24 protein-coding genes and 1 riboswitch are annotated in these 25,819 nt (G+C 69.9%); of the genes, 15 read left to right on the forward strand and 9 right to left on the reverse strand.

The window, feature by feature from the left end; all coding sequences use genetic code 11:
• Positions 1-221: 221 nt before the first annotated feature.
• Both ACIRPT_RS35320 and ACIRPT_RS35325 read left to right on the forward strand, forming a co-directional pair.
• On the forward strand, positions 222-2,780 hold the full coding sequence (locus ACIRPT_RS35320) for an SCO7613 C-terminal domain-containing membrane protein (RefSeq protein ID WP_403834883.1): 2,559 nt from the start codon (positions 222-224) through the stop codon (positions 2,778-2,780).
• Positions 2,781-3,081: 301 nt separating this feature from the next.
• The gene (locus tag ACIRPT_RS35325; RefSeq protein WP_403834886.1) at positions 3,082-3,567 is read left to right on the forward strand and encodes a lamin tail domain-containing protein; all 486 of its coding nucleotides are present in this window, start codon (positions 3,082-3,084) and stop codon (positions 3,565-3,567) included.
• 99 nt (positions 3,568-3,666) lie between these two features.
• Here the strand turns inward: ACIRPT_RS35325 and ACIRPT_RS35330 are convergent, their stop codons facing one another.
• The 3 genes from ACIRPT_RS35330 to ACIRPT_RS35340 form a co-directional block, all read right to left on the reverse strand.
• Positions 3,667-4,215: a GNAT family N-acetyltransferase gene (locus ACIRPT_RS35330; protein WP_403834888.1), complete on the reverse strand. Its 549-nt coding sequence runs from the start codon at positions 4,213-4,215 to the stop codon at positions 3,667-3,669.
• A gap of 365 nt (positions 4,216-4,580) precedes the next feature.
• On the reverse strand, positions 4,581-5,147 hold the full coding sequence (locus ACIRPT_RS35335) for a DoxX family protein (protein WP_403834891.1): 567 nt from the start codon (positions 5,145-5,147) through the stop codon (positions 4,581-4,583).
• A gap of 45 nt (positions 5,148-5,192) precedes the next feature.
• Positions 5,193-5,915: a helix-turn-helix transcriptional regulator gene (locus ACIRPT_RS35340; protein ID WP_403502574.1), complete on the reverse strand. Its 723-nt coding sequence runs from the start codon at positions 5,913-5,915 to the stop codon at positions 5,193-5,195.
• A gap of 130 nt (positions 5,916-6,045) precedes the next feature.
• Between ACIRPT_RS35340 and ACIRPT_RS35345 the strand changes: the two genes are divergently transcribed.
• From ACIRPT_RS35345 to ACIRPT_RS35360, 4 genes are all read left to right on the forward strand, one after another.
• Positions 6,046-6,588, forward strand: a complete 543-nt coding sequence (locus ACIRPT_RS35345) for a DUF2231 domain-containing protein (RefSeq protein ID WP_403834894.1) — start codon at positions 6,046-6,048, stop codon at positions 6,586-6,588.
• A gap of 70 nt (positions 6,589-6,658) precedes the next feature.
• Positions 6,659-7,084 carry a hypothetical protein gene (locus ACIRPT_RS35350; RefSeq protein ID WP_403834897.1) on the forward strand — a complete coding sequence of 142 codons (426 nt, stop codon included), beginning with the start codon at positions 6,659-6,661 and terminating at the stop codon, positions 7,082-7,084.
• Between the two features lies 1 nt (position 7,085).
• Positions 7,086-7,736 (forward strand): GTP cyclohydrolase I FolE, encoded by a 651-nt coding sequence (gene folE, locus ACIRPT_RS35355; protein WP_403502565.1) that lies wholly within the window; start codon positions 7,086-7,088, stop codon positions 7,734-7,736.
• Between the two features lie 53 nt (positions 7,737-7,789).
• The gene (locus tag ACIRPT_RS35360; protein ID WP_403834900.1) at positions 7,790-8,146 is read left to right on the forward strand and encodes an ArsC/Spx/MgsR family protein; all 357 of its coding nucleotides are present in this window, start codon (positions 7,790-7,792) and stop codon (positions 8,144-8,146) included.
• A gap of 95 nt (positions 8,147-8,241) precedes the next feature.
• Here ACIRPT_RS35360 and metE read toward each other — a convergent pair whose 3' ends face one another.
• From metE to aceA, 4 genes are all read right to left on the reverse strand, one after another.
• Entirely contained in the window at positions 8,242-10,566 is a 2,325-nt protein-coding gene (gene metE / locus ACIRPT_RS35365) for a 5-methyltetrahydropteroyltriglutamate--homocysteine S-methyltransferase (protein WP_403834902.1), read from the reverse strand.
• 161 nt (positions 10,567-10,727) lie between these two features.
• Positions 10,728-10,948: riboswitch (cobalamin riboswitch) on the reverse strand.
• 171 nt (positions 10,949-11,119) lie between these two features.
• Positions 11,120-11,989: a 3-hydroxybutyryl-CoA dehydrogenase gene (locus ACIRPT_RS35370; RefSeq protein ID WP_403834905.1), complete on the reverse strand. Its 870-nt coding sequence runs from the start codon at positions 11,987-11,989 to the stop codon at positions 11,120-11,122.
• Positions 11,986-13,578 carry a malate synthase A gene (gene aceB / locus ACIRPT_RS35375; protein WP_403834907.1) on the reverse strand — a complete coding sequence of 531 codons (1,593 nt, stop codon included), beginning with the start codon at positions 13,576-13,578 and terminating at the stop codon, positions 11,986-11,988. The genes ACIRPT_RS35370 and aceB overlap by 4 nt, the downstream gene beginning before the upstream one ends.
• Positions 13,579-13,682: 104 nt before the next feature.
• A complete protein-coding gene (aceA, locus tag ACIRPT_RS35380; protein WP_403834909.1) occupies positions 13,683-14,966 on the reverse strand; it encodes an isocitrate lyase in 1,284 nt (427 codons plus the stop codon).
• A 422-nt stretch (positions 14,967-15,388) separates the two neighbouring features.
• Here aceA and ACIRPT_RS35385 point away from each other — a divergent pair, with 422 nt between their 5' ends.
• Positions 15,389-16,795 (forward strand): short-chain fatty acyl-CoA regulator family protein, encoded by a 1,407-nt coding sequence (locus tag ACIRPT_RS35385; RefSeq protein WP_403834912.1) that lies wholly within the window; start codon positions 15,389-15,391, stop codon positions 16,793-16,795.
• 112 nt (positions 16,796-16,907) lie between these two features.
• On the opposite strand, the gene ACIRPT_RS35390 is transcribed toward ACIRPT_RS35385, so the two are convergent.
• On the reverse strand, positions 16,908-17,657 hold the full coding sequence (locus tag ACIRPT_RS35390; protein WP_403834915.1) for a uridylate kinase: 750 nt from the start codon (positions 17,655-17,657) through the stop codon (positions 16,908-16,910).
• Between the two features lie 284 nt (positions 17,658-17,941).
• On the opposite strand from ACIRPT_RS35390, the gene ACIRPT_RS35395 reads away from it, so the two are divergent.
• The gene (locus tag ACIRPT_RS35395; protein WP_403834918.1) at positions 17,942-19,087 is read left to right on the forward strand and encodes a serine hydrolase domain-containing protein; all 1,146 of its coding nucleotides are present in this window, start codon (positions 17,942-17,944) and stop codon (positions 19,085-19,087) included.
• A gap of 117 nt (positions 19,088-19,204) precedes the next feature.
• Here the strand turns inward: ACIRPT_RS35395 and ACIRPT_RS35400 are convergent, their stop codons facing one another.
• A complete protein-coding gene (locus ACIRPT_RS35400) occupies positions 19,205-20,089 on the reverse strand; it encodes an oxaloacetate decarboxylase (protein WP_403834920.1) in 885 nt (294 codons plus the stop codon).
• Positions 20,090-20,463: 374 nt separating this feature from the next.
• On the opposite strand from ACIRPT_RS35400, the gene ACIRPT_RS35405 reads away from it, so the two are divergent.
• The 7 genes from ACIRPT_RS35405 to ACIRPT_RS35435 all read left to right on the forward strand — a co-directional run bounded on the left by ACIRPT_RS35405 (position 20,464) and on the right by ACIRPT_RS35435 (position 25,576).
• Positions 20,464-20,922, forward strand: coding sequence for an SRPBCC family protein (locus ACIRPT_RS35405; protein WP_403502540.1), 459 nt, complete (start codon positions 20,464-20,466; stop codon positions 20,920-20,922).
• A 274-nt stretch (positions 20,923-21,196) separates the two neighbouring features.
• Entirely contained in the window at positions 21,197-21,349 is a 153-nt protein-coding gene (locus ACIRPT_RS35410; RefSeq protein WP_403834923.1) for a hypothetical protein, read from the forward strand.
• Positions 21,324-21,689, forward strand: coding sequence for a hypothetical protein (locus ACIRPT_RS35415; protein ID WP_403834927.1), 366 nt, complete (start codon positions 21,324-21,326; stop codon positions 21,687-21,689). Before ACIRPT_RS35410 ends, ACIRPT_RS35415 begins: the two co-directional genes overlap by 26 nt.
• A gap of 126 nt (positions 21,690-21,815) precedes the next feature.
• Entirely contained in the window at positions 21,816-21,986 is a 171-nt protein-coding gene (locus ACIRPT_RS35420; protein ID WP_403502534.1) for a hydrophobic protein, read from the forward strand.
• Between the two features lie 186 nt (positions 21,987-22,172).
• Positions 22,173-22,523: a PRC-barrel domain-containing protein gene (locus tag ACIRPT_RS35425; protein ID WP_403834930.1), complete on the forward strand. Its 351-nt coding sequence runs from the start codon at positions 22,173-22,175 to the stop codon at positions 22,521-22,523.
• Between the two features lie 420 nt (positions 22,524-22,943).
• Positions 22,944-23,489 carry a type 1 glutamine amidotransferase domain-containing protein gene (locus ACIRPT_RS35430; RefSeq protein ID WP_403834933.1) on the forward strand — a complete coding sequence of 182 codons (546 nt, stop codon included), beginning with the start codon at positions 22,944-22,946 and terminating at the stop codon, positions 23,487-23,489.
• A 2-nt stretch (positions 23,490-23,491) separates the two neighbouring features.
• On the forward strand, positions 23,492-25,576 hold the full coding sequence (locus ACIRPT_RS35435) for a catalase (protein ID WP_403834936.1): 2,085 nt from the start codon (positions 23,492-23,494) through the stop codon (positions 25,574-25,576).
• Positions 25,577-25,819 lie beyond the last annotated feature (243 nt).

Here is a 25,819-nt window from a genome sequence, read left to right on the forward strand (position 1 = left end):
CGAGGCCGACGCCTTCCCGAGTGGCGAGGAGGGATCGGCCTCGGGCACCACGACCACATTGAGTACGGGTACTCAAGCCGGTGGCCGGCAGGGCTGCGCATACTCGCGCCATGCACATGGAATCGCCAAGGTGCCCGGACTGCGGAACGCCCCCGGGGACGCCTCCGCCCGCTCGGTGCACTCATTGCCGACTGCCCCTCACCGGGCCGGATGCCCTCGAGTTGTGGCAGGTCACGGTGGAGTTGAGCGGGCTGGAGGCACGCCGGCAGTGGCTCGCGCAGCGGCACGCCGAGTTGCTGGCCGGGCTGCGGGCACGCCGGGACGCCCCCACGGGGATGCCGGCGGCCGCCTCCGAGGGCGTGCCGGTGTTCGCTCCCGTCGGCGGAGGCAGCGGTGCGGCGGGCGGCTCGGGGCGGGAGGTCTCCGCGCTGTCCGCCCGGACCGCGCTGCTGATCGTCGGCGGAGTGCTGGTAGTGGTGGCCGCGCTGGTGTTCACCGTGGTGAGCTGGGGACGGCTGGGTATCGGCGGGCGGGCCGCCGTACTGCTCGCGGTGACCGCGTGCGCGCTCGCACTGCCCCGCCCGTTGCGGCGGCGGAAGCTCACGGCCACCGCCGAGGCGTCGGCCGCGGTGGGACTCGCCCTGGTGCTGCTGGACGGTTTCGCCGCCCGGGAGGCCGGACTCGGCGGCCTGGACGGCGTCGGAACGGCGGGCTACTGGGCGGTGCTCACCGCGCTGACGGCCCTGGGGGCGGCGGCTTACGGCTGGTGGCTGCGGCTCCGGCTCCCGCTGCCCGTGGGGTTCCTGATGGCGCGGCTGCCCGGCCTGCTGGGCACCGCCGCCCTGGGCGGAACGGCCGTGGACTACGCGGCCGCGATGATTGCCACGGCCGCGGTGGACTTCGCGGCGCTGTACGTGCTCACGACACGCGCCGCCGCCGGGCATACCGGTTTCCGCGACCGGCTGGGCGGCGACCGGGCCACCACCGTCCTGGTCAACGGGGCGCGAGCGGTCGGCGGCGGATGGGCCCTGCTGGGCGGGGCGCTCGCGGTGGGGCACGCGGTGGTCGCCCCGTCGCCGGCCGAGGTGATGCGGGCATGGATGCCGCTGGGTCTGCTGGTGCTGCTGGGCATGGCGCTGTGCCGCGGCTTCCGCACTCTGCCGTTCGCGCTGCGCTCCGGTGGCGAGGGCGCGGCCGTCGTGGCGTTGATCGTGGCCGTCGGTGCCGGTTTGCGGTACGTCATGCCCTCGGGGTGGGCCGCGGCCGGATACGCGGCACCGGCGGCGCTCATCGCGGTGGGGGCCGCGGCGGCCTGTGCATGGAGCGGCCGGTGGACGAAGCCCGCGACGGGTGGGCCGCTGGCACCGCCGCCCGAAGCCGCGGCCGCGCTGGGAGAGCTGGTGGCCTCCTCAACTGCCGTGTTGCTGGCCGGTGTTGTGGTGCTGCCGAAACTCGCATACGCCCTCATCCGGCCCGTCGCCCACGGTGCGGCGCTCTGGCACGATGGTTCCCCGTCGCACTGGAACTGGCAGCTCGCGCCCGCGCCGCTGCTCGTGCTCTGGTTGTTCGCCGCTGCCCTGGCCGCCATGGCCGCGCTGCGGGCCCGTGCCGTCGACGACCGGCACACGGACCGACTGGCGAACGCGCTGCACAACGCACGGGCATTGGCCGCCTTCCCCGCGCTGCTCCTGCTGCCGGTTGCACTGGGGCTGCCGTACGGATGGGTGCTGACGGCCGCCGCCGTGGCAACCCTCGCCGTAGCGGCGGACGTCGTGCGCCGGCCGGGGGCCGCACTCGTACCGCGGCTCCTGGTGCTGGCCGCCGGCGGTGCTCTCGCCCTGCTGTGGTCGTCGGCCGACCGGGCCGCCGTGCTCGCGGTGTGGGGGACCCTCGCCGCGGCGGCCGCCGTACTCGCCCACGTCCTGTCGGCGCCGACCGCCCGGCCCGTCGCGCGTGCGACGGCGCGTGTCGCGGCGGCCTTCGCCGTCCTCGCCCTGGGTGTCGAGGCGGTCGCGGCCGGGATCACGGCCGGCCTGCCCGGGCACGTCACCGCGTTCGCGGTGCTCGCCGTCGCCGTCGCCGCCGCCTGTGCCGCAGCGGCCTGGCACCGGATCCCGGGGCGCGATCAGGTTTCCACGACGGTCGAAGGCACGGGGTACGCCCTTGCCGTAGCCGCCCTCGCCCTGACGGCCCCTCACCCCGGCGCGCTGAGCCTCGCCCTCGCCGTCACCGGGGTCGCGGGCCTGGCCATCGCGCTGCGGCCGGACCGCCGCCGCGCCGCACTCGCCGGCACCGCCCTGCTCATCGCCTCCTCCTGGGTGCGCCTCGGCCTGGCGGGCTTCACCGCCCCCGAGGCGTACACGCTCCCGGTCACGGCGGTCGCCCTGGTCGTCGGCCACCGCCGCCGTACGAGCACCCCGGGGACGGGCTCCTGGCCCGCCTACGGGGCGGGGCTGAGCGCGACCATGCTCCCCAGCCTCGCCGCCACATGGAGCGACGAGAACTGGGTGCGCCCGCTACTCCTGGGTGCGGCGGCCCTGCTCGCCACCGTTGTCGGGGTACGCACCCGCCTGCAGGCACCGCTGGTCGTCGGCAGCGGCGTCCTCGTGATGGTCGGGCTGCACGAACTCGCCCCGGCCGTGGTCCAGGTGCTCGGCCTCCTCCCTCGCTGGGCGCCGTTGGCCGCGGCCGGGCTGCTCCTGCTGCTGCTCGGGGCCACCTACGAGAAGCGGATCGACGAGGCCCGTCGCCTGCGCGACACGGTGCGCAGCATGAGGTGAGCCCTCGACACGGGTCCCTGGCGCAGGCGCAGGGACTGAGTTGGCCGGGGGCGCACGGACGTACACCGCCGGTAACCCCTTGGGGCGTCTGGATGCGTGTAGGAGGTGTTGCGTTTGTGCTGGTGGGCGCCGGGGAGTGTGCGCCTGGCGTGAGGTGGTTGCGTAAATATCTGTGTTTTGTAACACGAAGCCGGATTTCTTCCGGCAAAGGGTGCAGTGGCGTCACTGTGTGGGGGCCCGGTCAAACCGGCCGGGCTTCCGGTTTTTCGGCGCTCTTGTGCGCTGCCCAGGAGGGGATTTCGTGTTCCGTCACACTTCGCGTATCGCTGTCGCTGTAGCGGGGGCCGCGGCGCTTGCCTGCACCGCCGCCCTGCCCGCCACCGCGGCCGGCCACCACACCCCGGCCCACCACCACGTGCGCTCCGCGGTCGTCCTCGGGCCGATCCAGTACGACAGCCCCGGGCGCGATGACCGCTCCAACCGGAGCCTGAACGCCGAGTGGGTCGTGGTGAAGAACACCGGCCGCTGGCCGGCGACCCTCAAGGGGTGGACCCTGTCCGACAAGACTGGCCACAGCTACCGCTTCGGCAATGTCCGGCTGGCGGGCCACTCGCAGATCCGCGTCCACACCGGCGTCGGCCGCGACGGCCGGAGGGACCTCTACCAGGACCGCCGCGTCTACATCTGGGACAACGACTCCGACACCGCCACCCTGCGCAACGACCACCGCCGCATCGTTGACTCCCAGTCCTGGGGTCGCCACGGCCACTGGGGCCACCACCACTAAGAGATCCGCCGGCCGGTGAGGCCCGACGTCACCTCACCGGCCGCCCACGGGACGCCGCAGACTCCGGCTCTGCGGCGTCCCTCTTGTTGTGGCGGGCGGTTACGGCTCGCCGTTCCGCCGCGCATACATGAACATGTCCCGCCGCTCGGCCCCCACTTGTTGCCACCGCCGCAGTAGTCCTTCGCGCTGGAACCCGGAACGCTCCGCAGTGCGCACAGAAGCCGAGTTCCATGGCTCCACGTACAGTTCGAGCCGGGGAATACGCAGCTCCAGCAGGGCCCACTTGGCGACCGAGGCCAGCGCGGCCGCGGCGGCGCCCTGTCCCCGCGCCGACTCGACGACCCAGTATCCCAGCGACGCACGCCCCTGGCTCAGGTCCTTCACCCACAGCCCCACGTTGCCGACCGGTCGCCCGCCGCACTCCACGATGACGAACGGATACCCGGTTCCCGAGGTCGCCCGGCGCCACTGGCGCTCGACGAACGCGACACCTGCGGGCTCGGTGAAGGGGCAGGGCACCGTCGTGATCAGGGGGATGTACGCGTCCTCCGACGCTTCACGGACAAGCCCGAGGTCCGAGAGCCGCCACGGCCGCAGCGTGATGCCGCCCGGAGCGGCGAGTTCAGGCACCTCGAGGGACCGGTTCATGGCCTCATCCTGCCGGGACCCGTTACCGGCCGCACCCAGATATCCGCACGCGGACGGCACTTCGCAATTCGGCGGTCTCGTGCTGCTCGGTGGGCCGCCCGGATCCGGAAAGTCCACCATTGCGGAGAGGCTGGCCTCGACGGCTGAGAAGCCGACCGTTCCACATGCACAGCGACAGCTTTTATGTATGGATCCGCTCCGGATTCATTCCGCCTTATCTTCCGGAAGTAACGCTCCAGAACGAGGTCGTCCAGAACGTGATCTCCGCCGGTCTGCGGGACGGCCGGTTCCTGATCGGGGCGTAATCGAAGAATTCCTCGGCCCGCACCAGGTGGTACTCCGCGAGGTGAGTAAGAGGAAAAGGTTCAGAGACTCAGGGTGATGGCGGCGGCGATGCCGCCCAGGCCGAGGGCGAAGGCGGCCTCGGGCCAGCCGCCCGTACCCCAACGGAAGAACCGGTCCACGGCCAGCCGCCCGGGGCCGATGGCGGCGACGGCCAGCGCGACCACGGCGATGCAGACGCTGTACTCGACCCCGCCGTCCGTCGCCCAGAGGCCGTGGGCGCCGGTGACGGTGGCCATGGCGTTGATCATGACGCCGATGAGGGCGGCGGCCGCGAGCGGAGTGAGCAGCCCGAGGGCCAGGCCGAGGCCGCCGAGGAGTTCGGACAGCCCGCCGATCAGGGCGAAGAGTTTTCCGGGCTGGTAGCCGAGGGCCGCGAACCCCTTCCCGGTCTCCGTCAGGCCGTTGCCCCCGAAAATCCCGAACAGTTTCTGAGCGCCGTGCCCGGCCATCAGCAGTCCGAATGTCAGCCGGATCAGCAGAAGTCCCCAGTCGGAGGCGGACCATTGCGTCGTGACGGTGCCGGCGTCTCGTGCTGTCGAATTCCCCGTAGTCGAAGGGCTGCGGTACGTCATGCGTTTGGTCATCATGGGAATGCTCCGGTCAATGGACGCCGCGTCGGCGCCGGCCGCGCATCACCCCTTGGTGGGCCCCAGCTGGACGCAGCATTCACCGGGGCGCGGGGCGAGCGTCGCCGCTACGCCGCTGACCTCCAGGCCCTCCAGATAGCCGGCGATGAAGGCGTGATTCATGCCGCACACCAGCTCGGGGGCCTTGGCTGCCAGGGGATGGAACGGGCAGTTGCGCAGCCGGAGTTGGGTGGGGGTTTCGCGGACCGGCTCGAAGCCGTGCTGGTCGAGCATCCGCTCGCAGACGCTCAGTCCACGTTCTGCGCCGAGTCGGCCGGGACGCGTCTGTTCCCGCTCGCTCTCGCCCAGTTCCCGGCCACGTCGGCAGGCTGTGCGCAGGGCGGCGTGGGTCGCGGATTCGCCGTCGTCCTCGGTCAGGACGGCCTCCAGCAGGAGGTCGGCCAGCAGTTCGTGACGGCGGTCGGGGATGCTGACGTGGATATGGCTGTCGGTGGGTTCGTAGACCTTGGGCTGACGGCCGACCTTCCGGATCCCGCCGGGTGATTCGTACCGGGCGCGCAGCAGGCCGGCGTCCACGAGCTTGTCGAGGTGGAAGGCCGCGAGCTTGCGTGAGATGCCCACGCTGGCGGCTGCCTCGTCGCGGGTCACGGGGCGTCGCTGGCGCCGGATGAACGCGAACATCTGCCGCCGGGAGTCCTCACCGAGGACGCTGACGGACTCGATCGCGGCGTCACCTGCGGGAGGCTGCGGCGTTGCGTCAGAGGTCACGTCCTCACAGTAACGCGTACACCGATAGGTGCAACCAGCGAATCTGCGTGCGAGGCGGTGCGGAGCTGGGTATCTTGACGCCTCCCACAAATAAGACCAAGATTTGTTGGTGAAACTGGAGGTGGTTGGCATGGTGGATCCGTCGCACGAGCGGGCCAAGCGGCCGGTGAGCGCTGCGCTGGCCGGACCGTACGGGCACCCCTTCCACCCGATCCTGGTCACCGTTCCCATCGGGGCCTGGGTGGGCAGCCTGGTCTTCGACATCGCCTCGCATCTCGTACGTGATCCGGAATTCCTGGTCCGCGGGGCGATGTGGCTGATCGCCCTCGGGGTGATCGGCGCTCTGGCCGCGGCCCTGGTCGGCTTCCTGGACCTGTTCGCCATCCCGCCGGGGACCCGGGCGTTCCGCATCGGCCTCGTCCACATGACGCTGAACCTGCTGGTGACCGCCGCCTACGCCGCCAATTTCCTGTGGCGGCACGCCGGCCACCGGACCGATACCGGCGTGGGAGGCGGAATGCTCGCGCTGAACGCCGTGAGCCTCGCGGCCCTGGGCGTCTCGGGATACCTGGGCGGAAAGCTCGCCTACCGCTACGGCGTACGGGTCGCCGACGAGAGCACCCAGGCCGAGGGCTTCGTCCCCGCCCACCGCACGCCGCGCTCCACCGGCTGATCACCTCCACCGGCGCGGCCACATACAGAGGTGGCCGCGGCGGGTTCTGCCTTCACAACGAGGAGTCCTCATGGACATCGCCGCACTGATCACCTGGGTGATCACCGCTCTCGGCGGCTTCTACATGCTCGGCACCTGGCTCTCCCGCGGAGGAGCCAAGGCCGGCAACAGCCGCCTGCCCGTCCCCGTCATCTTCGGGCACTTCGCACTCGCCGCGGTCGGCCTGGTCGTCTGGATCAGCTACCTGATCGCCGACAAGGACGTCCTGGCCTGGACCGCCTTCGGCCTGCTGGTGCCCGTCGCCCTGCTCGGCTTCGCGATGCTGGCGCGTTGGCTCCCGGTCCACCGGGCCCGTTCCGCCGCGGCCGCCCCGGGAGCGGAGTCCGGACCCGCCGAGCGGCACTTCCCCGTACCGGTGGTCGCCGGGCACGGCCTCTTCGCCGTCGTCACCGTGGTCCTGGTCCTGCTCACCGCGCTCGGGATCGGTGGCAGCTGACATGACCCAGCATCCCCACACCGCGCTGCACCTGGCGCCCGGTGAGCCTGAGATACCGGTCCCCGCGCATCCCGCACTGCGCGTCGTCCACGAAACCGACGGCATCGACCTGGCCGCCGCCGAACGCGCCGCCGGACAGTTCCTCCAGGCACTCGGCATCAGCACCGAGACCGAGAGCCTGCGCGGAACGCCGGGGCGCATGGCCCGCGCCTACGCCGAGCTGTTCAGCCCCCGCCCGTTCGACCTGACCACCTTCCCCAACGACGAGGGCTACGACGAGCTCGTACTGGCCCGCAGCATCCCCGTGCGCTCGGTGTGCGAACACCATCTGCTGCCGTTCGTCGGCACCGCCCACGTCGGCTACCTGCCCGGCCGACGCATCCTCGGCCTGTCGAAACTCGCCCGCGTCGTCGAGCACTTCGCCTGCCGTCCGCAAGTCCAGGAACGCCTCACCAAACAGGTCGCCGACTGGCTGGAGACCCAACTCGAGCCCAAGGGCGTGGGCGTCGTCATCGAGGCCGAGCACTCCTGCATGACGCTGCGCGGCGTACAGGCAACCGGCTCCAGCACCCTCACCTCCACCCTCCTGGGCACCCTGCGCAACGACGCCCGCTCACGCAGCGAATTCCTGGCCCTCGCCGGCCTCACCTGACCACACCCCGCGGGGCGCTGCCCCGCCGGACAGAACCGAAAGACATCGACGTCATGGAAATCTGGATCAATCCCGCCTGCTCCAAGTGCCAGTCCGCGCTGTCGCTGCTCGACGCGGAAGAGGCGCAGTACACGGTGCGGTACTACCTGGAAGAGCCGCCGACCGTGGACGAGCTCGACGCGGTACTGCGGCGCCTGGCCCTGGAGCCGTGGGACATCACGCGCCTCGGCGAGCCGGTCGCCGCCGAGCTGGGCCTGGCGGACTGGCCGCGCGAAGCGGGGGACCGCACCCGGTGGCTCGAGACGCTGACCGCCCACCCCACGCTGATCCAACGGCCGATCATCACCGCCGACGACGGCACGACAGTGCTGGGCCGGTCACCGGAGTCGGTGCGGTCCGTTCTGCCGTAGCACCGGACGCCGACCTGCCCGTACGGCATCCGGGCACCCGGGCCGGACCGCTCGCAGTCCGGCCCGGCCTGCCCGGCCCGGATGCCAGGGAGCGGTCAGGAGCCTTCGGCGGCCAGTTCGGTGCGGATCTCGCGGGCGGCGGTGACGAGGTTCTCCAGGGAGGCCCGGGTCTCCGGCCAGCCACGGGTCTTCAGGCCGCAGTCGGGATTGACCCACAGTCGCTCGGCCGGGATGGCCTGAAGTCCCTTGCGCAGAAGGGCTGCCGCCTCTGCGGCACTGGGGACGCGCGGGGAGTGGATGTCGTAGACGCCGGGGCCGGCCTCACGGGGATAGCCGTGCTGGGCCAGTTCGCGGGCGACCTGCATATGGGAGCGGGCGGCCTCCAGGCTGATGACGTCGGCGTCGAGGTCGTCGATCGCCTGGACGATGTCACCGAATTCCGCGTAGCACATGTGGGTGTGGATCTGGGTGTCCGGCCGAACGCCGCTGCTGGTGAGGCGGAACGCCTCGGTCGCCCAGTCCAGGTAGGCGGCGTGGTCGGCGGCGCGCAGCGGCAGCGTCTCGCGCAGCGCGGGCTCGTCCACCTGGATCACCGAAGTCCCGGCCGCTTCGAGGTCGTTGACCTCGTCGCGCAGGGCGAGCGCCACCTGGCGGGCGGTGTCGGCCAGCGGCTGGTCGTCGCGGACGAAGGACCAGGCGAGCATGGTCACCGGGCCGGTAAGCATGCCCTTGACGGGCCGCTCGGTGAGCGACTGTGCGTACGCGGTCCAGCGGACCGTCATCGGGTCGGAGCGCGAGATGTCCCCGGCGAGGACCGGTGGCCGGACGTAGCGGGTGCCGTACGACTGGACCCAGCCGTGCTGGGTGGCGAGGTAGCCGGTGAGCTGCTCGGCGAAGTACTGGACCATGTCGTTGCGTTCGGGCTCACCGTGCACCAGGACATCGATCCCGGCCTTCTCCTGGAAGGCGAGGACCTCGCGGATCTCGTCCTTGATCCGGTCCTCGTAGCCGGCCGTGTCGATCCGCCCGGCCCGCAGATCGGCCCGCGCCGTGCGCAACTCGGTGGTCTGCGGGAAGGAACCGATCGTCGTCGTGGGCAGCGGCGGCAGCCCGAGGTGCGCGCGCTGGGCGGCGGTCCGTTCGGCATACGACTGCGAGCGGCGCCCGTCGGCGTCGGTGACGGCCGCGGTGCGGGCCCGCACCGCGGGGTCGTGGGTCAGCGCGGACCCGGCCCGGGAGGCGAGGTCGGCGCGGTTCGCGGCGAGTTCGCCGGAGATGGCTTCGGTGCCCCGTGCCAGGCCGCGCGCCAGGACGGCGATCTCCCGCGTCTTCTGGCGGGCGAAGGCGAGCCAGCGGGCGATCCCCGGATCGATATCGCCTTCGACGGTGGCGTCCAGCGGGACGTGCAGCAGGGAGCAGGAGGCCGAGACATCGACCCGGTCGGCGAGGCCGAGGAGGGTGCCCAGGGTGGCCAGCGACTTCCCGTAGTCGTTGATCCAGATGTTGCGGCCGTTGACGACGCCCGCGACCAGCCGCTTGCCGGGCATCCCGCCGGCCGCGGCGAGGTCCTCGAGGTTGGCGGCGCCCGACTCGGTGAAGTCGATGGCCAGACCCTCCACCGGCGCCTTGGCCAGGACGGACAGCGCGTCGCCGAGCCGGCCGAAGTAGGAGGCCACCAGGAGCTTGGGCCGGTCGGTGGCGCAGCCGAGTTCACGGTAGGCGCGGGCGGCGGAGCTCAGTTCGGCCGGCGTGCGGTCCTGGACCAGCGCGGGCTCGTCGAGCTGCACCCACTCGGCACCCGCCGCCCGCAGGTCGGCGAGCACCTCGGCGTACACCGGAAGGAGCCGGTCCAGCAGGGTCAGCGGCTCGAAGTCCGCGGCCACGCCCGGAGCGGACTTGGCCAGCAGCAGGTAGGTGACCGGTCCGAGGAGCACGGGGCGCGCCGCGTGCCCGAGCGCGAGGGCCTCCGTCACTTCCGCGACCTGCTTGGTGGAGTCAGCGGTGAAGGCGGTGTCCGGGCCGAGCTCGGGAACCAGGTAGTGGTAGTTGGTGTCGAACCACTTCGTCATCTCCAGCGGGGCCACTTCCTGGTTGCCCCGCGCCATCGCGAAGTAGCCGTCCAGGGCGTCGGCGTGGACCGCGGCGCGGTGCCGCTCGGGGACGGCGCCGACCATGACGCTGGTGTCCAGGACGTGGTCGTAGTACGAGAAATCACCGGACGGCACTTCGTGGATGCCGGCGTCTGCCAGCTGCTGCCAGTTCGACCGGCGAAGGTCCGCCGCGGTCTGCCGGAGGGCGTCGGCGCTGATGCGGCCCTTCCAGTACCCCTCGACGGCCTTCTTCAGTTCACGGTTCTGTCCCTGGCGGGGGTAGCCGTACACGGTGGCCCGTGCCGCCGCGGCTGCGGACTTCGCTGTCACGGAACTCTCCTTCGCGAGATGTCTCCTTGTGGTCCCGGAGACGGGACGAGAGCGCGAAGGAACGACCGACCGGGCGGACCACGACGCGGTGTCTTCGCGTGTGCCCGCTCGATACGTACGCCGACCCGCCCACGAGGTCACCGGGATGGCCGCACACGATCGGTCGCGTGCGGGCAACGGGCAGGTCTTCGGACTCGCGGGCCCGTCTCGTACGCGTACGAGACACCTACTGGCCGTCGCTTCCCAGACCCGTCCGGGCCCAGTGCGTATGACGGCGGTCGTTCCCACTCACCGCTGCGGGGCAGTCCCGGATTCCCACCGGGTTCCCTCTTACGACGCTCCTGCCTGGCGGACAGGGCGAACCAGCTGCATTCGTCACCCTAGAGGGACAATCCGCGGGCCGCACAAGCAATGACCGCATTGCGGACGGTGACATGAGACACGCGCGGAGGATGCATGACAGCCGGAAGAGGTGCGGGGCGGTGGTTCACGCCGCCCCGCACCTCCCTCCACGGCAGCCGGGGCCCCTCAGCCCCGACCTGACCCGGGTCCCTCAGCCCCGGTCGTACGTGTGGAACCCACGGCCCGCCTTGCGGCCGAGCAGCCCCGCCTCGACCATCCGCAGAAGCAGCGGAGGCGGCGCGTAGAGGGGTTCCTTGAACTCGTCGTACAGCGATGCGGCGATGGAGGCGACCGTGTCGAGGCCGATCAGGTCGGCCAGCTTCAGCGGGCCCATCGGGTGCGCGCAGCCCAGTTCCATCCCGGCGTCCACGTCGGCCGCGGAGGCGAAGCCGGACTCGGCCATCCGGATGGCCGACAGCAGGTAGGGGATGAGCAGGGCGTTGACGACGAAGCCGGCGCGATCCTGGGAGCGGACCACGGTCTTGCCCAGCGCCGTGGTCACGAACTCCTCGGCCGCCGCGGTGACGCGTGGCGCGGTGTGGAGGGAAGTGACGACCTCCACGAGGGGCAGTACCGGCACGGGATTGAAGAAGTGCAGGCCGAGGACCTGGTCGGCGCGCCGGGTCGCCATGCCCAGGCGCATGACGGGGATGGCGGAGGTATTGGTGGCCAGGATCGCTTCCGGGTCCTCGACGATCTTGTCCAGCGCGGTGAAGACCGCCGTCTTCGCCTCGGTGTTCTCGACCACGGCCTCGACGACGAGCTGCCGGTCGGCGAGGTCGTCGAGGCTGCCCGTGAAGACCATCCGGGTGAGCGCGTCCTCCACCGAGATCCGGTCCAGCTTCCCCCGCTGGACGGCGCGTTCCAGGGAGACGGCCACCCGTTCACGGGCGGCACGGGCGGCGACCTCGTCCGCCTCGCAGACGACGGTGTCGAGCCCGGCGCGGGCGCACACCTCGGCGATACCGGCCCCCATCTGGCCGCCGCCCACCACGCCGACGCGGCGGATGTTCTGGTTCATGACCGTGCCTCCGTGTGCCGGACGAGGTGACGGGAGTAGGCATCCGGGGTGAAGAACGGCGGCAACTCCGTTGCCATGGCGGTCCGTTCGAAGAGCGCGCGGACCTCTTCGACCCGGGCCCAGGGGTATTCCGCTCCCAGGGCGGCGCACTCGTCGTCGAGGAGACGCAGCACCGTTTGCCGGTCGATGACGCGGTGCCGCAGCCACTGCCAGATCTGCACCCGGGCGATCTCGGCGGTTGCCGCGTCCTCCATCAGGCCGTGCAGGGCGACCGCCCCGCTGCCGCGCAGCCAGGCGTCGAAGTAGCGCAGGGCGACAGTGATGTTGGTGCGCACGCCCTCCCGGGTGGGCGGTCCGCTGATGCGGCGCACCGACAGCAGGTCCGCCGCGGTCACCTCGACATCGTCACGGGTGCGCTCGATCTGGTGCGGCCGGTCGCCCAGAACGTCGTCGAAGGCCGTGCGGCAGACGGGGACGAGGCCGGGGTGGGCGACCCAGCAGCCGTCGAAGCCGTCCTCCGCCTCGCGCTCCTTGTCCAGCCGGACCTTGGCCAGAGCGGCCTCGTTGGCGTCCGCGTCCCTACTGGGCACCTGCGCGGCCATGCCCCCGATCGCGTGGGCGCCCCGCTTGTGGCACGTACGCACCAGCAGTTCGGTGTACGCCCGCAGGAAGGGAGCCGTCATCGTGACCTTCGCGCGGTCCGGCAGCAGGAAGTCGGTACGGTGTCCGAACGTCTTGATCAGGCTGAACAGGTAGTCCCACCGGCCCGCGTTGAGCCCGGAACTGTGCTCGCGCAGCTCGTGGAGGATCTCCTCCATCTCCACGGCCGCGGTGATCGTCTCGATGAGGACGGTGGCACGGACGGTGCCGCGGGGGATACCGAGGAGATCCTGGGCGAGGACGAAGACGTCGTTCCACAGCCGTGCCTCGTACCGGTTCTCCAGCTTGGGCAGGTAGAAGTACGGACCGCTTCCGGCGTCGATCTGGCGCTGCGCGCAGTGGAAGAAGTACAGGCCGAAATCGACGAGCGAGGCGGGCACGGGCCGGCCGTCGAACTCCAGGTGCTCTTCGAGGAGATGCCAGCCGCGGGGGCGCACGACGATGGTGGCGACCCGGTCGCCCAGGCGGTAGGCCTTGCCCTCAGGGGCGGTGAAGTCGATGCGGCGCTCGATGGCGTCGAGCAGCGTGAGCTGGCCGTCGACGATGTTGTCCCAGGTGGGGGCGGTGGCGTCCTCGAAGTCGGCCATCCAGACCTTCGCCCCCGAGTTGAGGGCATTGACGGCCATGCGGCGTTCCGGAGGGCCGGTGATCTCCACCCGGCGGTCGGTCAGCCCGGGCGCGGGCGGCGCGACGCGCCAGGACGGGTCCGCGCGGACGGATGTCGTGGCGAGGGGGAAAGCGAGCGGGGATCCGGAGGCGAGCCGCGACGCCCGCCGCGTGCGCTCCTTCAAGAGCTCCTGGCGGCGCTGTGCGAAGGCGCCGGCGAGGTGGCCGACGAAGTCCAGTGCCTGCGGAGTGAGGATCTCCTCATGGCGGTGCCCCGTTGCCGCGAGGACCTGGACGCGGTGCGTCAGTGCGCTGGTGGACATGCGGGTCTCCTGATGAAGGAAGGAAGGAGCGGGGCCGGACGGAGACGGTCGTCCGGCCCCGCTGGATCACGGGCCGACGGGGTACGCGGGCGCCGGTGGGCGTCCTAGTGGAACTGCTCTTCCTCGGTGGAGCCGCTCAGCGCAGTCGTCGAGGAGTGCGGGTTGAGGGCGGTGGAGACCTGGTCGAAGTAGCCGGTGCCGACCTCGCGCTGATGCCGGACGGCGGTGAAGCCCTGCGCCTGTGCGGCGAACTCCTTCTCCTGGAGGTCGACATAGGCGGTCATGCCGTGCTCGGCGTAGCCGCGGGCCAGGTCGAACATGCCGTGGTTGAGGGAGTGGAATCCGGCCAGCGTGATGAACTGGAAGCGGTAGCCCATCGCGGCCAGTTCACGCTGGAACTTGGCGATCTGGTCGTCGTCCAGAGCGGCCTTCCAGTTGAAGGACGGCGAGCAGTTGTAGGCCAGCATCTGGTCCGGGTGCTCCGCGTGGATCGCCTCGGCGAACTCGCGGGCCTGCGCCAGGTCCGGCGTACCCGTCTCCACCCAGATGAGGTCGGCGTACGGGGCGTAGGCCAGACCGCGGGCGATCACCGGCGCCATGCCGTTCCGCACCCGGTAGAAGCCCTCGGCGGTCCGCTCGCCCGTGACGAACTCGGCGTCGCGCTCGTCGATGTCGCTGGTCAGAAGGTTCGCGGCCAGCGCGTCCGTACGGGCCACGATCAGCGTCGGCACATCGGCGATATCCGCGGCGAGGCGGGCGGCGTTGAGGGTGCGGATGTGCTGCCCCGTGGGGACGAGGACCTTGCCGCCGAGGTGGCCGCACTTCTTCTCAGACGCGAGCTGGTCCTCGTAGTGGATGCCGGCCGCACCGGCCGCGATCATCGCCTTGGTCAGCTCGAAGGCGTTGAGCGGACCGCCGAACCCGGCCTCGGCGTCGGCGACGATCGGCGCCAGCCAGTCCGTCGTGTCCGTGCCGCCCTCCGCGGTGGCGATCTGGTCGGCGCGCAGCAGCGCGTTGTTGATCCGACGCACCACCTGCGGCACGGAGTTGGCGGGGTACAGGCTCTGGTCGGGGTAGGTGTGGCCGGCCTGGTTGGCGTCGGCGGCGACCTGCCATCCGGACAGGTAGATGGCCTGGAGACCGGCCTTGACCTGCTGGACCGCCTGACCACCCGTCAGCGCACCGAGAGCATGGAGGTAATCCTGCTCGTGCAGCTGCCGCCACAGCCGCTCGGCGCCGCGCCGGGCCAGGGTGTGCTCCTCCCGGACGCTGCCCGACAGCCGGACCACGTCCTCGGCGCTGTAGGTGCGCTCGATCCCCTTCCAGCGGGGATCGGTGGCCCACCGCTGCGCGAGCTGCTCGGCCGCTGTCGCCTTCGCCTCTGCCATGACCTTCACCGTCTCCAAGAATCGTGTGATCTGCCAATGTCTCCTCGGCCGGCGCTCCGGCCCTGAAGATGACTGGCACCGTGTGTCGTCACTGGGGTGCGGCCCGCCGTCCCGTCGAGGGCGATGCTGAGCAATGCTGCCTGGTTGCCGGGCGGAAAATGCCGGGATCTCCGACGTCAGGGCCGTGAATCGCGCCCGGTGAGCCGCCTCGGCCGCCAGGAACCGGCGGGCCGCACTGGAACTCTGACACTGACACCGAGTGCCATCAATCGTGGACGAGTGCCAAGTTCTGCGAATCTTCTCCGGCCAATTTGCCAAGGTTGCGAAGGGTCGCGGAGAGGAAATGCCACGTACGCTGGGCCCCGCGTCGACGGCCGCGCCCACGGCCGGACCGACAGGTGATCCGATGGGGGAGGAGCGCGGTGAGCAAAACGTACGCGGGAGCCCGGCTGCGGCGTCTGCGCGAGGAACGACGGATGAGCCAGGCCGAGTTGGCCCGGATGCTGGGCATCTCGCCCAGCTACCTCAATCAGATGGAGCACGACTCCCGCCCGCTCACCGTGCCCGTGCTGCTCAGGCTCACCGAAGCCTTCGGTGTCGACCCCGGCTTCTTCTCGGCACGCGACACCAGCAGACTCGTGGCCGACCTGCGCGAGGCGCTGGCGGGTGAGGTCGCCGAGGCGAGGGTCTCACCGTCGGATCTCTCGGAACTCGCCTCCCGCATGCCGGCCGTCGCGAAGGTGCTGCTGGACCTGGGCCGACGCGGCCAAGTCCTCGCCGAACGGATCGCCGGGGCGGCCGACGACCGGGACGGCGAGCCCGTCGCTCCCCGCTCGCCGCACGAGGAGATCCGGGAGTTCTTCTACCGCCGCCAGAATTACCTGCACGACACCGATCTCGCCGCCGAGGACCTGGCCCGCCGCATCGGCATCCGGCCGGGAGACGTCCTGAGGGTGCTTTCGGACCGGCTCGGCGAGACACACGATGTCCGGGTGACGACCGAGGCCACCGAACGCCTCCACCACTTCGACGAAGCGTCACGCACCCTTCAGCTCTCGAGCCGTCTCCGGCCGGGCCAGCAGGCGTTCCGCATGGCCACGCAGCTCGCCCTGCTCGAGTACGGCGACGAACTGGACCTGCTGGCCGCGGAGGACTTCCCCACCGGGTCGGCCACGCACGCACTCACCCGCATCGGCATCGCCAACTACTACGCGGCCGCGCTGATCCTGCCGTACCGCGCCTTCCACACGGCCGCCGAGAACGTGCGGTACGACATCGAGCGCCTCACCGACCACTTCGGGCTCGGCTACGAAACCGTCTGCCACCGCCTCAGCACCCTCCAGCGCCCCCGTCTGCGCGGCGTCCCGTTCTCCTTCGTCCGCGTCGACCGCGCCGGCAACATGTCCAAACGTCAGTCCGCCACGGGCTTCCACTTCTCCCGGGCCGGCGGCACCTGCCCCCTGTGGAACGTCTACGAGGCCTTCGCCGCCCCCGGACGCATCCACGTCCAGATCGCGGCGATGCCCGACGGGCAGCGCTACCTGTGGACCGCCCGCGCCGTCACCCGCCACCGGGGCGGCTGGGGCGAACCCGGCAAGACCTTCGCCATCGGCCTCGGCTGCGAGATCCGGCACGCCTCCCGCCTGGTCTACTCCGACGGCCTCGACCTCGACAACGCCTCCGCCGCCATCCCGATCGGCATGGGCTGCCGCATCTGCGAACGCCTCGACTGCCCCCAGCGCGCCGTGCCGCCGCTGGGCCGCCCGCTCGCGATCGACGAGAACAGCAGCACCTTCGTCCCTTATCCGGTGGCCGATCGCACCCGGTGACCACCTTCGTCACGACCGCCCGCATCGCCCGCTCTTGGGCGCCGGGCGCCGGCCCCCGGATACCGGTCACCGACCCGAGGAACCCCCGCACCTGGTCGGTCCGTTGCTCAAGTCAGGACGTCCCGCCCGTGCCGGTGTGCTCGCCGCCGATCCGCCGCAGCACAGGGTGCTCGACGTCGTCGTTGCCGACAACGATGGTCGCGTGCGTGGCCGGGTCGACCTCGGCCAGGTAGCGCCGGCAGGCGGCGTGGTAGCGATTGTCGAAGGCGTGCTCCGCCTGTGCGCTGCTGCCGAACAGCTTGGTGTCGCGGCGGGTGCCGCGTTGGCGGGCAACGGGAAAGCTGGTGTCGGCGAAGACGACCTCATCCCACAGGCCGGCCAGTTCGTGGCGCTGCAGAAAGCTGCCGTCCACCACGAGGACCGCGTCGGCGGGGGCGGTGACCGGCGGTTCGTCGATGGCTTGGTCGCTGGCCAGATCAATGATGCGGCTGCGGTAGCGGTGATCGCCGCCGGGGCCGAGCGGGACGAGGACGGATCGTGCGAACGCGGGGAAGTCGTAGGCGTCCTGGTAGTAGCCGGTCGCGGAGTCACGGCCTTGCCGGTGACGATGGGCGCGCGGGTGATGGAAGCCGTCCATCGACAAGTGGACTGCCGGCCGGCCCCGGTCGGCCACCGCCGCGGCAAGGGCGCGGGCAAGGGTGGTCTTTCCGGCGGCGGTGATGCCGTCCACCGCAACCCGCAGCGGATGCCCTGGTCGCCGGGCGGCAAAGTGGTCCGCGATGCGGCCGATGACCTGGTCCCGGGTGGGTCGGCCGCGGCGACCGTCATTGCGGGTCGGTTCGTTGTTGATCATTTCTGCCACGTGGCGGATCCTAACGAGCTCGTTGGGGCCTGTCCCCTGGGCCAGGGGTCACAAAGCCCGCGGTATTCGGTTCGGGCGTACCTTCTGCGCCCGTTCGAGGGGTGCGTTCGCGGCCGGTTCTGGCCTATTGGACGGGCCCTTGTGTGAGCAATGAGCGTGGAGTGGCAAATTCGTTCGTGCGACTTCCCCACACCGCCGTACTGTGACCCGTTGACGTCACGGGACGCCGGGCAGCCGCTTCTGGCGGCCTGCAACCAGGCACGATCGCTCGGAGGACTGGAACGGTGGAGCTGTACAGCGGATGGGTCGATGAGGGATTCGGAGCCGTTGCCGACGCGTTCTCCCGCAATTTCGCAGAGTTTCCCGAACTCGGCTCGGCCGTCACGGTGTTCGTGGGGGGACGTAAGGTCGTCGAACTGTGGGGCGGGGTCGCCGACGAGCGAACGGGCCGGGCGTGGGAGCAGGACACGGCCGCACCGGTCTTCTCCTGCGCCAAGGGCATCGTGAGCCTGTGCGCCCATCTCCTCGTCCAGGAGGGACGCCTCGACCTGGACGCCCCGGTGAGCCGCTACTGGCCCGAGTTCGCACAGCACGGCAAGGACACCGTCACCTGCCGCATGGCCCTGGGCCACCGGGCGGGCATACCCGCCCTCGATGCGGTACTCGGCTTCGAGGAGATCGCCGCCTGGACACCGGTGATCCGCGCCATCGAGGAGCAGCGGCCTCTGTGGGAGCCGGACACGGCGTACGAGTACCACGGCCATGTCTTCGGCTTCCTCATCGGTGAGGTCATCCGGCGGATCACCGGGCTCACCCCGGGCGCGTACTTCCGAAAGACCGTGGGCGACCCACTGGGTCTGCGGGCCTGGATCGGCCTGCCCGCCAAGGAGATGGACGGCCGCGCCCGCCTCACCGAGGCCGAGGGACGGCCCGCGATGCCCGGGCCCGAGCACCTCCTGACCCGCATCGTGACGATGAACGGCGCGCTGGTCTTCCCCGGCCTCGACGAGCCGCGCGGCTGGAACGACCCGGCGCTGCTCGGTATGGAGCTGCCCGGCGCGGGCGCCACCGCATCGGCGAGCGGCCTCGCCGGGATGTACGCGGCGGCCGTGAGCGGCATCGAGGGCCACGAGCGGCTGCTTGCCCCGGAAGCGGTGACGAACGCGGTCCACGAGGTGTCGTCCGGCAAGGGCTGGCTGGGTTTCGACGCCGGCGCGCGCTGGGGCTCGGGCTTTCTGCTGAACTCGGCGGCCTTCCGGCCGATGCTGGGCGAGCGCAGCTTCGGCAATGACGGAGCGGGCGGTCAATTCGGCTTCGGCGACGACGAGTTCGGCGTCGGCTTCGCGTATGTCGCCAACCGCATGATCGGCCATGGCGACGCCCGCGCCAACCGCCTGATCGAGGCGCTGCGCGGCTGCTTGAACGCCTGACACCTATGGGGGACTGCGCCGGGAAGGACGCCTTCTTGTCGAATTCCCGGCATGAGCCGACTGATCGGCGCGCCCCGACAGTCGGCGCCCTGATCAGGTGGCCCTGTTCGTTGCCCGTCAGCTGCCGAAGCGGTCGTCGAGGTCCTTGTGGAAATCGGCTGCGACCAGTTGAGAGAATTCCTCGTAGGTGTGCTGCGCCGGTCCACCCGCCGGGGTTCCGGCCGTCTTCAGGTGGGTCAGTGCGCCGGCAATCGCGTGGGTGGCGGTGAACAGCGCCGTCACGGCGTACAAGACGACTCGGAACCCCAGGTCTTGAAGGTCGGCAGCGGTCAGCGTGGTCGTCTCGTTCCCGTCCACGATGGACACCACCTTGGGGCCGTCGACCGCACGAGCCACCGTCTCCAGGTCCTCGATCCGCTTGATGCCGTCGACGAAGACGAGGTCGGCGCCGGCGTCCTGGTACAGCCGGGCCCGGCGGATCGCTTCCGCCGTTCCGGCCGCGGGCAGGGCATCCGTACGCCCGATGATCAGCAGGTCGGCCGAGCCACGTGCCTGAATGGCGCACCGGAGGCGTTTGACGCTGCTGTCCGCGTCCATGAGTCGCACCCCGCTCAGCTGACCGCACCGCTTCGGCGTGACCTGGTCCTCCAGATGGATCGCCGCTACACCGGCCTGCCGGTATTCATGGACGGTGCGGTCGATGTTGCCTGGTCCGCCGTACCCGGTATCCGCGTCCGCGATGATCGGGATCGACACCGCACGCGCCATGTTCCGTGCGTGCTCGGTCATCTCCGTCTGGCTGAGCAGCCCGATGTCCGGCATGCCCAGCCGGCTGGCCGTGGCCCCGAACCCCGTCATATACACGGCAGGAAAGCCCGCCGCTGCCACGATACGAGCGGTGATCGAATCGGCCGCTCCCGGCGCCGGCACGATGCCAGGCCCTTCCAACAGCTGCCTCAGCGAGCCCTCACCTGTCAACGAAGCCCCCCATATCCCCGGCAACGAGTGGGCCCACCCGATCGGCCGGCCTTGCCCATGACTGACGGCGCATCGAGCCCCGGCCACAACTCTTGACCATAGCCCCTCGCCGGAACGGGCTTGCCGGCTTCGACTGCCGTCCTTGCGCAGTCAGGCGGCCGGCGGGTGGCTGCCGAACTCGGCGTGCGGGCACGCCAGTTGACCGAGTGGGCTCGGTTCACGGGGTGCGGTTCCTGGTGCTCAGTGGCTCCAATACCGGGCATCAGGGACGGTCGGCGCACCGGGAAAACGTGTGGGGGAGTGGTGAGTGAGTGGCGGGTTATCGGGCACGCGGTGGACAGCGAGATGCACGCCGCGGGTGTGATGCCCGCGAAGTCCACTACCGAGGAGGCGAAGTTATGAGCACGGTGAAGGAGACGGTGGACGTCGAGGTCCCGGTCCACACCGCCTACAACCAGTGGACGCAGTTCGAGGAGTTCCCGAAGTTCATGGAGGGCGTCGAGCGGATCACCCAACTCGATGACCGGCACAACCGCTGGACCACCAGGATCGGCGGCGTCCGCAGGGAGTTCGACACCGAGATCATCGATCAGCTTCCGGACGGCCGGATCGCCTGGCGTACCACTGGCGGCGATACACAGCAGAAGGGCCTGGTCAGCTTTCGCCCGCTCGACGAGTCGCACACGCGGGTAGAGCTGGTGATGGATTTCGAGCCCAATGGTGTGGCAGAGAAGACCGCTGATATGACGGGGACCGTCGCCCGGCGGGTGAAGGGCGATATGCGGCGCTTCAAGGAATACATCGAGCACCGCGCCACCGAAACCGGGGCCTGGCGCGGCCGTATCATGCCCGGCTGACCAAGTCGGCGCGGCTCCGTTCAGACAGCCGGCCGGTACATCGTCAGCCGCCTCCGAGGAGAGAGATAGGCCTCCGAGGCATGAGGTGGAAACGTAAGCCCCGTCGGCCTGCGGGCCGGCGGGGCGGCGGCGCCTAGGCACCCCGTATCTCCGGCACCGTCGGACCGGTCCTGGGGCCGCGCCAGCCGGAATGGACGGTGCGGCAACCTCGATTCAGGCGTGCCCTGCCAGCGCATTGCCCGGAACGCTTCCACGCGTCATTGAAGGAGGTCCGATGACGACTTCCGATCATGACTTCCGTTTTCCGTTGACGACTTCCGTTGACGCCGTCCGCGTAGCCGGCCCGATCATGCAGGCAAAGCCTGGCGTTTCAAAGGGCATTGACCGGCAAGGCGAATGGTATGAGCAACGAACGAGAAAATTCTGATGCCCCGTCCAACCGGCGGGAGCGCGAACACAAGGAGGCTGCGCCCAAGGGGCGGAAGGCCGCCGTGCACGCGAGCAGTGTCGCCACGAAGGAGCCTGAAACGGCAAGTGATCGCGCCAAGGCGAGCATAGAAGGCGGCCGAAAGGCCGTGGCGGCCACGGCCGACAGGATTGCCGGCACGGCCGGCGCCACGTGGACAGCTGTCAAGAATCGCAAGGCGATTGCCGTGGGAGCCGGAGCCGGGCTGATCGGTGTCGCGGGAGCCGCGTTCGCCGCGGGCCGCGCCACCACAAAGGCGCAGAGCGGCCCGCTGACGCGCCTTACCCACGGCCGTATCTGAGCTGGTCCTTCGCTCCCCGTCGAAAGATCCTGAAGAGTTCCGCGAACACCACTCGGCATTTTCCCGCCGGTGCGGCGCACTCTCACCGCGCGGAGGGGAAAGCACCGATTCGGAGGCTGAATTGTCATGGTCCCCCTGCTTCTCGTCCTGCTCCTCGCCCTGCTCCTCTTCGGCGCCGGATTCGCTTTGAAGGCCCTTTGGATCGTCGCTGTTGTCGTGCTGGTGTTCTGGCTGCTCGGGTTCCTCGTGCGCTCGACCGGCGCCGGCGGCCGGCGCGGACGCTGGTACCGCTGGTAGAGACAGGTCACCGCCATGTACGGGGGCTCCGCCGGAGAATCCGACGGGCCTCCCGTGTCTCCCGGATCCAAAACGGAAACGGGAGAGCAGACCAACAGCGACGCAGGAGACTTCACACACACGACGGCCGGCATGGCGCAGGATTCCGGGCCACCGGCCGGTCCACCACAACGTGGAGGTGTCTGCATGACGGAAAACATGTGGGGCTTCAAGGAAGACATGGGCTACCGGGCAGGGGCCGACCTGACCGGCTTTGATGTCGAGGCGATCGACGGCAGGATCGGCAAGGTCGACAAACACTCCGAGGAGGTCGGCGCCGCCTACCTGGTCGTCGACACCGGAGTATGGATCTTCGGCAGGCACGTCCTGCTGCCGGCCGGGACGATCTCCTCCATCGACCTCGGCGAGAGCACCATCTATCTCTCCCGGACCAAGGACGACATCGAGCACGCCCCGGCGTTCGACAAGGACAAGCACCTCGGCGACGAGGAGTTCCACCGGCAGCTCACCGGCTACTACGGCGCTCCGCATTCCTGACCTGAGGGTCGGCACCACAGCCGGCGCTGCCGCCGCTGTTCACCGCCGGCGGCGTCCGCGCCCGCGGGTCCGCCCCACTGGGGGAAGGCCGATGATCTCCACTCCGTAGCGCATATCGGCGCCGACCGCAGAATCCGTGACCGAGGCGGAGCCCGACGGTTATCGCGGGCCGGCCTGTGCGGTTGCCACGGCGACGCATCCGGTCTAACCGCGGTGGCTGCGGCGTTAGCGTCTGTCGGCATCGGGAAACCGTCTTGCGGTATGCCGAAACCAGCTACTTCACCGCAATGGCGGCTTCGGCATACGTGTCGCGATCGGCGCACGCATCGCAATCCCACGCCCAAGCACACTTGGAATCGCCCAAGCACGCCTGGACACGCCTGGACACGTCCAAGCACACATGGAGAGGAAGGACGGCTTATGCAGATCGCTTTTCTGGTCGCACCCGAGGGCGTGGAGCAGGTCGAGCTGACCGACCCGTGGCAGGCGGTCCTGAATTCGGGAGACCTCCCGCATCTGGTATCGACCCGGTCCGGCCATATTCAGGCATTCCATCACCTGGGCAAGGCCGACACCTTCTCCGTGGACGGCACGGTGGACGCGGCGCAGGCGCGAGACTACGGCGGCCTGGTATTGCCCGGTGGTGTGGCCAACCCCGACGCGCTTCGTACGGACAAGGATGCAGTCGCGTTTGTGAAGGGGTTCTTTGATGAAGGAAAGCCGGTGGCGGCGATCTGCCACGCCCCATGGACGCTCATCGAGGCCGATGTCGTACGGGGCCGCACGCTGACCTCCTGGCCCAGTCTGCGAACCGACCTTCGCAACGCCGGCGCGACCTGGGTCGACGAACAGGTCAAGGTCTGCACGGCGGGCCCCAACACCCTGATTACCAGCCGGAAACCGAACGATCTCAAGGCATTCTGCAGCACCTTCGTAGCCGAGTTCGCGCAGGGAAAAGGAGCTTGAACGTGACGGACAAGAAGCAGGAACAGCGTAAGGCCCACTTTGCGGATGACCCGGCAGCCGGCCCGCTGACCACGGACCAGGGTGTGGTCGTCGACCACACCGATGACTCGCTGCAAGCCGGTGAACGCGGGCCGACGCTGATGGAGGACTTCCATTTCCGGGAGAAAATCACCCGCTTCGACCACGAACGCATCCCGGAGCGTGTCGTGCACGCTCGCGGGGCCGGCGCCTACGGCTACTTTGAGCCATATAAGTCCTGCGCCGAATTCACCCGCGCGGCATTCCTCCAGGACCCCTCCGTCAAGACTCCCGTCTTCGTTCGGTTCTCCACCGTCCAGGGGCCCCGTGGCTCGGCCGACACCGTGCGCGACGTACGCGGATTCGCTACGAAGTTCTACACGCCGGAAGGCAATTACGACCTGGTCGGCAATAATTTCCCGGTGTTCTTCATCCAGGATGGCATCAAATTCCCCGATTTCGTCCATGCGGTGAAAATGGAACCGCACAACGAGATCCCGACCGGCGCATCCGCCCACGACACCCTGTGGGACTTCGTATCGCTGCAGCCCGAGACGCTGCACACCATCATGTGGCTGATGTCCGACCGGGCGATTCCGCGCAGCTTCCGCATGATGCAGGGATTCGGCGTGCACACCTTCCGCTTTGTGAATGCGCAGGGCAAGGGCACGTTCGTGAAGTTCCACTGGAAGCCCAAGCTGGGTGTGCACTCGCTGGTGTGGGACGAGGCCCAGGAGACCATGGGCCGCGACCCGGACTTCAACCGCCGCGATCTATGGGACTCGATCGAGGCCGGCGAGTTCCCGGAGTACGAACTCGGCGTGCAGCTGGTTCCGGAGGAGGACGAGCACTCCTTCGACTTCGACCTGCTCGACGCCACGAAAATCATTCCGGAAGAAATCGTCCCGGTGCAGCCCATCGGCCGTATGGTGCTCAATCGCAATCCCGACAATTTCTTCGCGGAAACCGAGCAGGTGGCGTTCCACACGGCGAATGTGGTGCCGGGCATCGACTTCACCAACGACCCGCTCCTCCAGGCCCGTAACTTCTCCTACCTGGACACCCAGCTCATCCGCCTGGGCGGCCCCAACTTCGCGCAGATCCCCGTGAACCGGCCCGTGGCACCGGTGCGCACCAACCAGCGCGACGGGTACCACCAGAGCCGGATCCATCAGGGCACGAATTACTTCCCGAATTCGCTGGGCGGCGGCTGCCCGGCCCTCGCCGACCCGGACGCCCCGGCTTTCCGGCATCTGACGGAGCGGGTGGACGGGCACAAGATCCGCCGACGGAGCCCCAGCTTCGTCAATCACTACAGCCAGGCGGCGCTGTTCTGGCACAGCATGGCCGACTGGGAAAAGCAGCACATCATCGATGCGTTCCGCTTCGAACTGGGCAAGGTCAATGCGATGCAGGTCCGTGAGCGCACCGTCGAGCAGCTGGCGAAGGTCGACCACGACCTGGCCAAGGCGGTCGCCGATGGGATCGGCGTCGCCGAACCGCCGAATTCGGGCGAGGCCCCGCGTCCGAATTCCTCTCCCGCGCTGAGCCTGGAGAACAATAAGGGCGACGGTTCCATTCGCACCCGCCAGATCGCCGTTCTCGTCACGGACGGCGTCAACGCACAGCAGGTCGACGAGCTCAAGGAAGCTCTGGGGAGCAAGGGTGCCAAGGTCGAGGCGCTGGCCCCCAAGGACGGAGAGGTCTCCGGCGCCGCCGGCTCCGTGGCCGTCGACCGGGCACTGCCCACCGTGGCCTCGGTTCTCTACGATGCCGTCCTGCTGCCCGACGGAGGCCTCGGCGCCGGCGACACCGCGGCCGACCGCGCCGCCAGGCGGTTTGTGCTGGACGCCTACCGGCACGGCAAGTCCATCGGTGCCCTCGGAACCGGGCGCGAAGTACTGAAGAAGCTGCTGCCCGACGGCCTGCGCGTCGCCTCGGGCAACGGCGACCCGGACACCGACCAGGGCGTGGTGACCGGCTCCGCGTCAGGCGACGCCTTCATTGAGGCGTTCACGGCGGCCACGGCGGCACACCGGCACCCGCACCGGCCGCAGCCAAGGATCTGAGCGCACCACCACAGTCCTCGGTGCTGCCGGGTGAGGCCCGGCAGCAGTAACGGCTTCAAGGCACTGCGCCGGGCCTCCCTACCAGCTTCGCACGCCGCCCTGACCGGGCTCGATGGTCACCGTCCGCGTGCCGATGGATCTGCCGGAGCGCTGGATCGCAGACCCTCGTCGGCGCGTCGGCGAGGGTCATCGGTGGCACCCGGCAGACCAGAGACCGGCAGACCGGCAGACCGGCAGACCGAC

This window comes from Streptomyces sp. NPDC101227 (assembly GCF_044767545.1).
In the GTDB taxonomy this organism is placed as follows: domain Bacteria; phylum Actinomycetota; class Actinomycetes; order Streptomycetales; family Streptomycetaceae; genus Streptomyces.

What these genes read in the sequence shown, in the direction of transcription:
- ACIRPT_RS35405 (WP_403502540.1), top strand. Translation starts at nt 20,464, where the DNA reads ATGAGCACGGTGAAGGAGACGGTGGACGTCGAGGTCCCGGTCCACACC.
- aceA (WP_403834909.1), bottom strand. Translation starts at nt 14,966, where the DNA reads ATGGCAGAGGCGAAGGCGACAGCGGCCGAGCAGCTCGCGCAGCGGTGG.
- ACIRPT_RS35335 (WP_403834891.1), bottom strand. Translation starts at nt 5,147, where the DNA reads ATGATGACCAAACGCATGACGTACCGCAGCCCTTCGACTACGGGGAAT.
- aceB (WP_403834907.1), bottom strand. Translation starts at nt 13,578, where the DNA reads ATGTCCACCAGCGCACTGACGCACCGCGTCCAGGTCCTCGCGGCAACG.
- ACIRPT_RS35350 (WP_403834897.1), top strand. Translation starts at nt 6,659, where the DNA reads ATGGACATCGCCGCACTGATCACCTGGGTGATCACCGCTCTCGGCGGC.
- ACIRPT_RS35330 (WP_403834888.1), bottom strand. Translation starts at nt 4,215, where the DNA reads ATGAACCGGTCCCTCGAGGTGCCTGAACTCGCCGCTCCGGGCGGCATC.
- ACIRPT_RS35360 (WP_403834900.1), top strand. Translation starts at nt 7,790, where the DNA reads ATGGAAATCTGGATCAATCCCGCCTGCTCCAAGTGCCAGTCCGCGCTG.
- ACIRPT_RS35425 (WP_403834930.1), top strand. Translation starts at nt 22,173, where the DNA reads ATGACGGAAAACATGTGGGGCTTCAAGGAAGACATGGGCTACCGGGCA.
- ACIRPT_RS35420 (WP_403502534.1), top strand. Translation starts at nt 21,816, where the DNA reads ATGGTCCCCCTGCTTCTCGTCCTGCTCCTCGCCCTGCTCCTCTTCGGC.
- ACIRPT_RS35430 (WP_403834933.1), top strand. Translation starts at nt 22,944, where the DNA reads ATGCAGATCGCTTTTCTGGTCGCACCCGAGGGCGTGGAGCAGGTCGAG.
- ACIRPT_RS35345 (WP_403834894.1), top strand. Translation starts at nt 6,046, where the DNA reads ATGGTGGATCCGTCGCACGAGCGGGCCAAGCGGCCGGTGAGCGCTGCG.
- folE (WP_403502565.1), top strand. Translation starts at nt 7,086, where the DNA reads ATGACCCAGCATCCCCACACCGCGCTGCACCTGGCGCCCGGTGAGCCT.
- ACIRPT_RS35370 (WP_403834905.1), bottom strand. Translation starts at nt 11,989, where the DNA reads ATGAACCAGAACATCCGCCGCGTCGGCGTGGTGGGCGGCGGCCAGATG.
- ACIRPT_RS35415 (WP_403834927.1), top strand. Translation starts at nt 21,324, where the DNA reads ATGAGCAACGAACGAGAAAATTCTGATGCCCCGTCCAACCGGCGGGAG.
- ACIRPT_RS35410 (WP_403834923.1), top strand. Translation starts at nt 21,197, where the DNA reads ATGACGACTTCCGATCATGACTTCCGTTTTCCGTTGACGACTTCCGTT.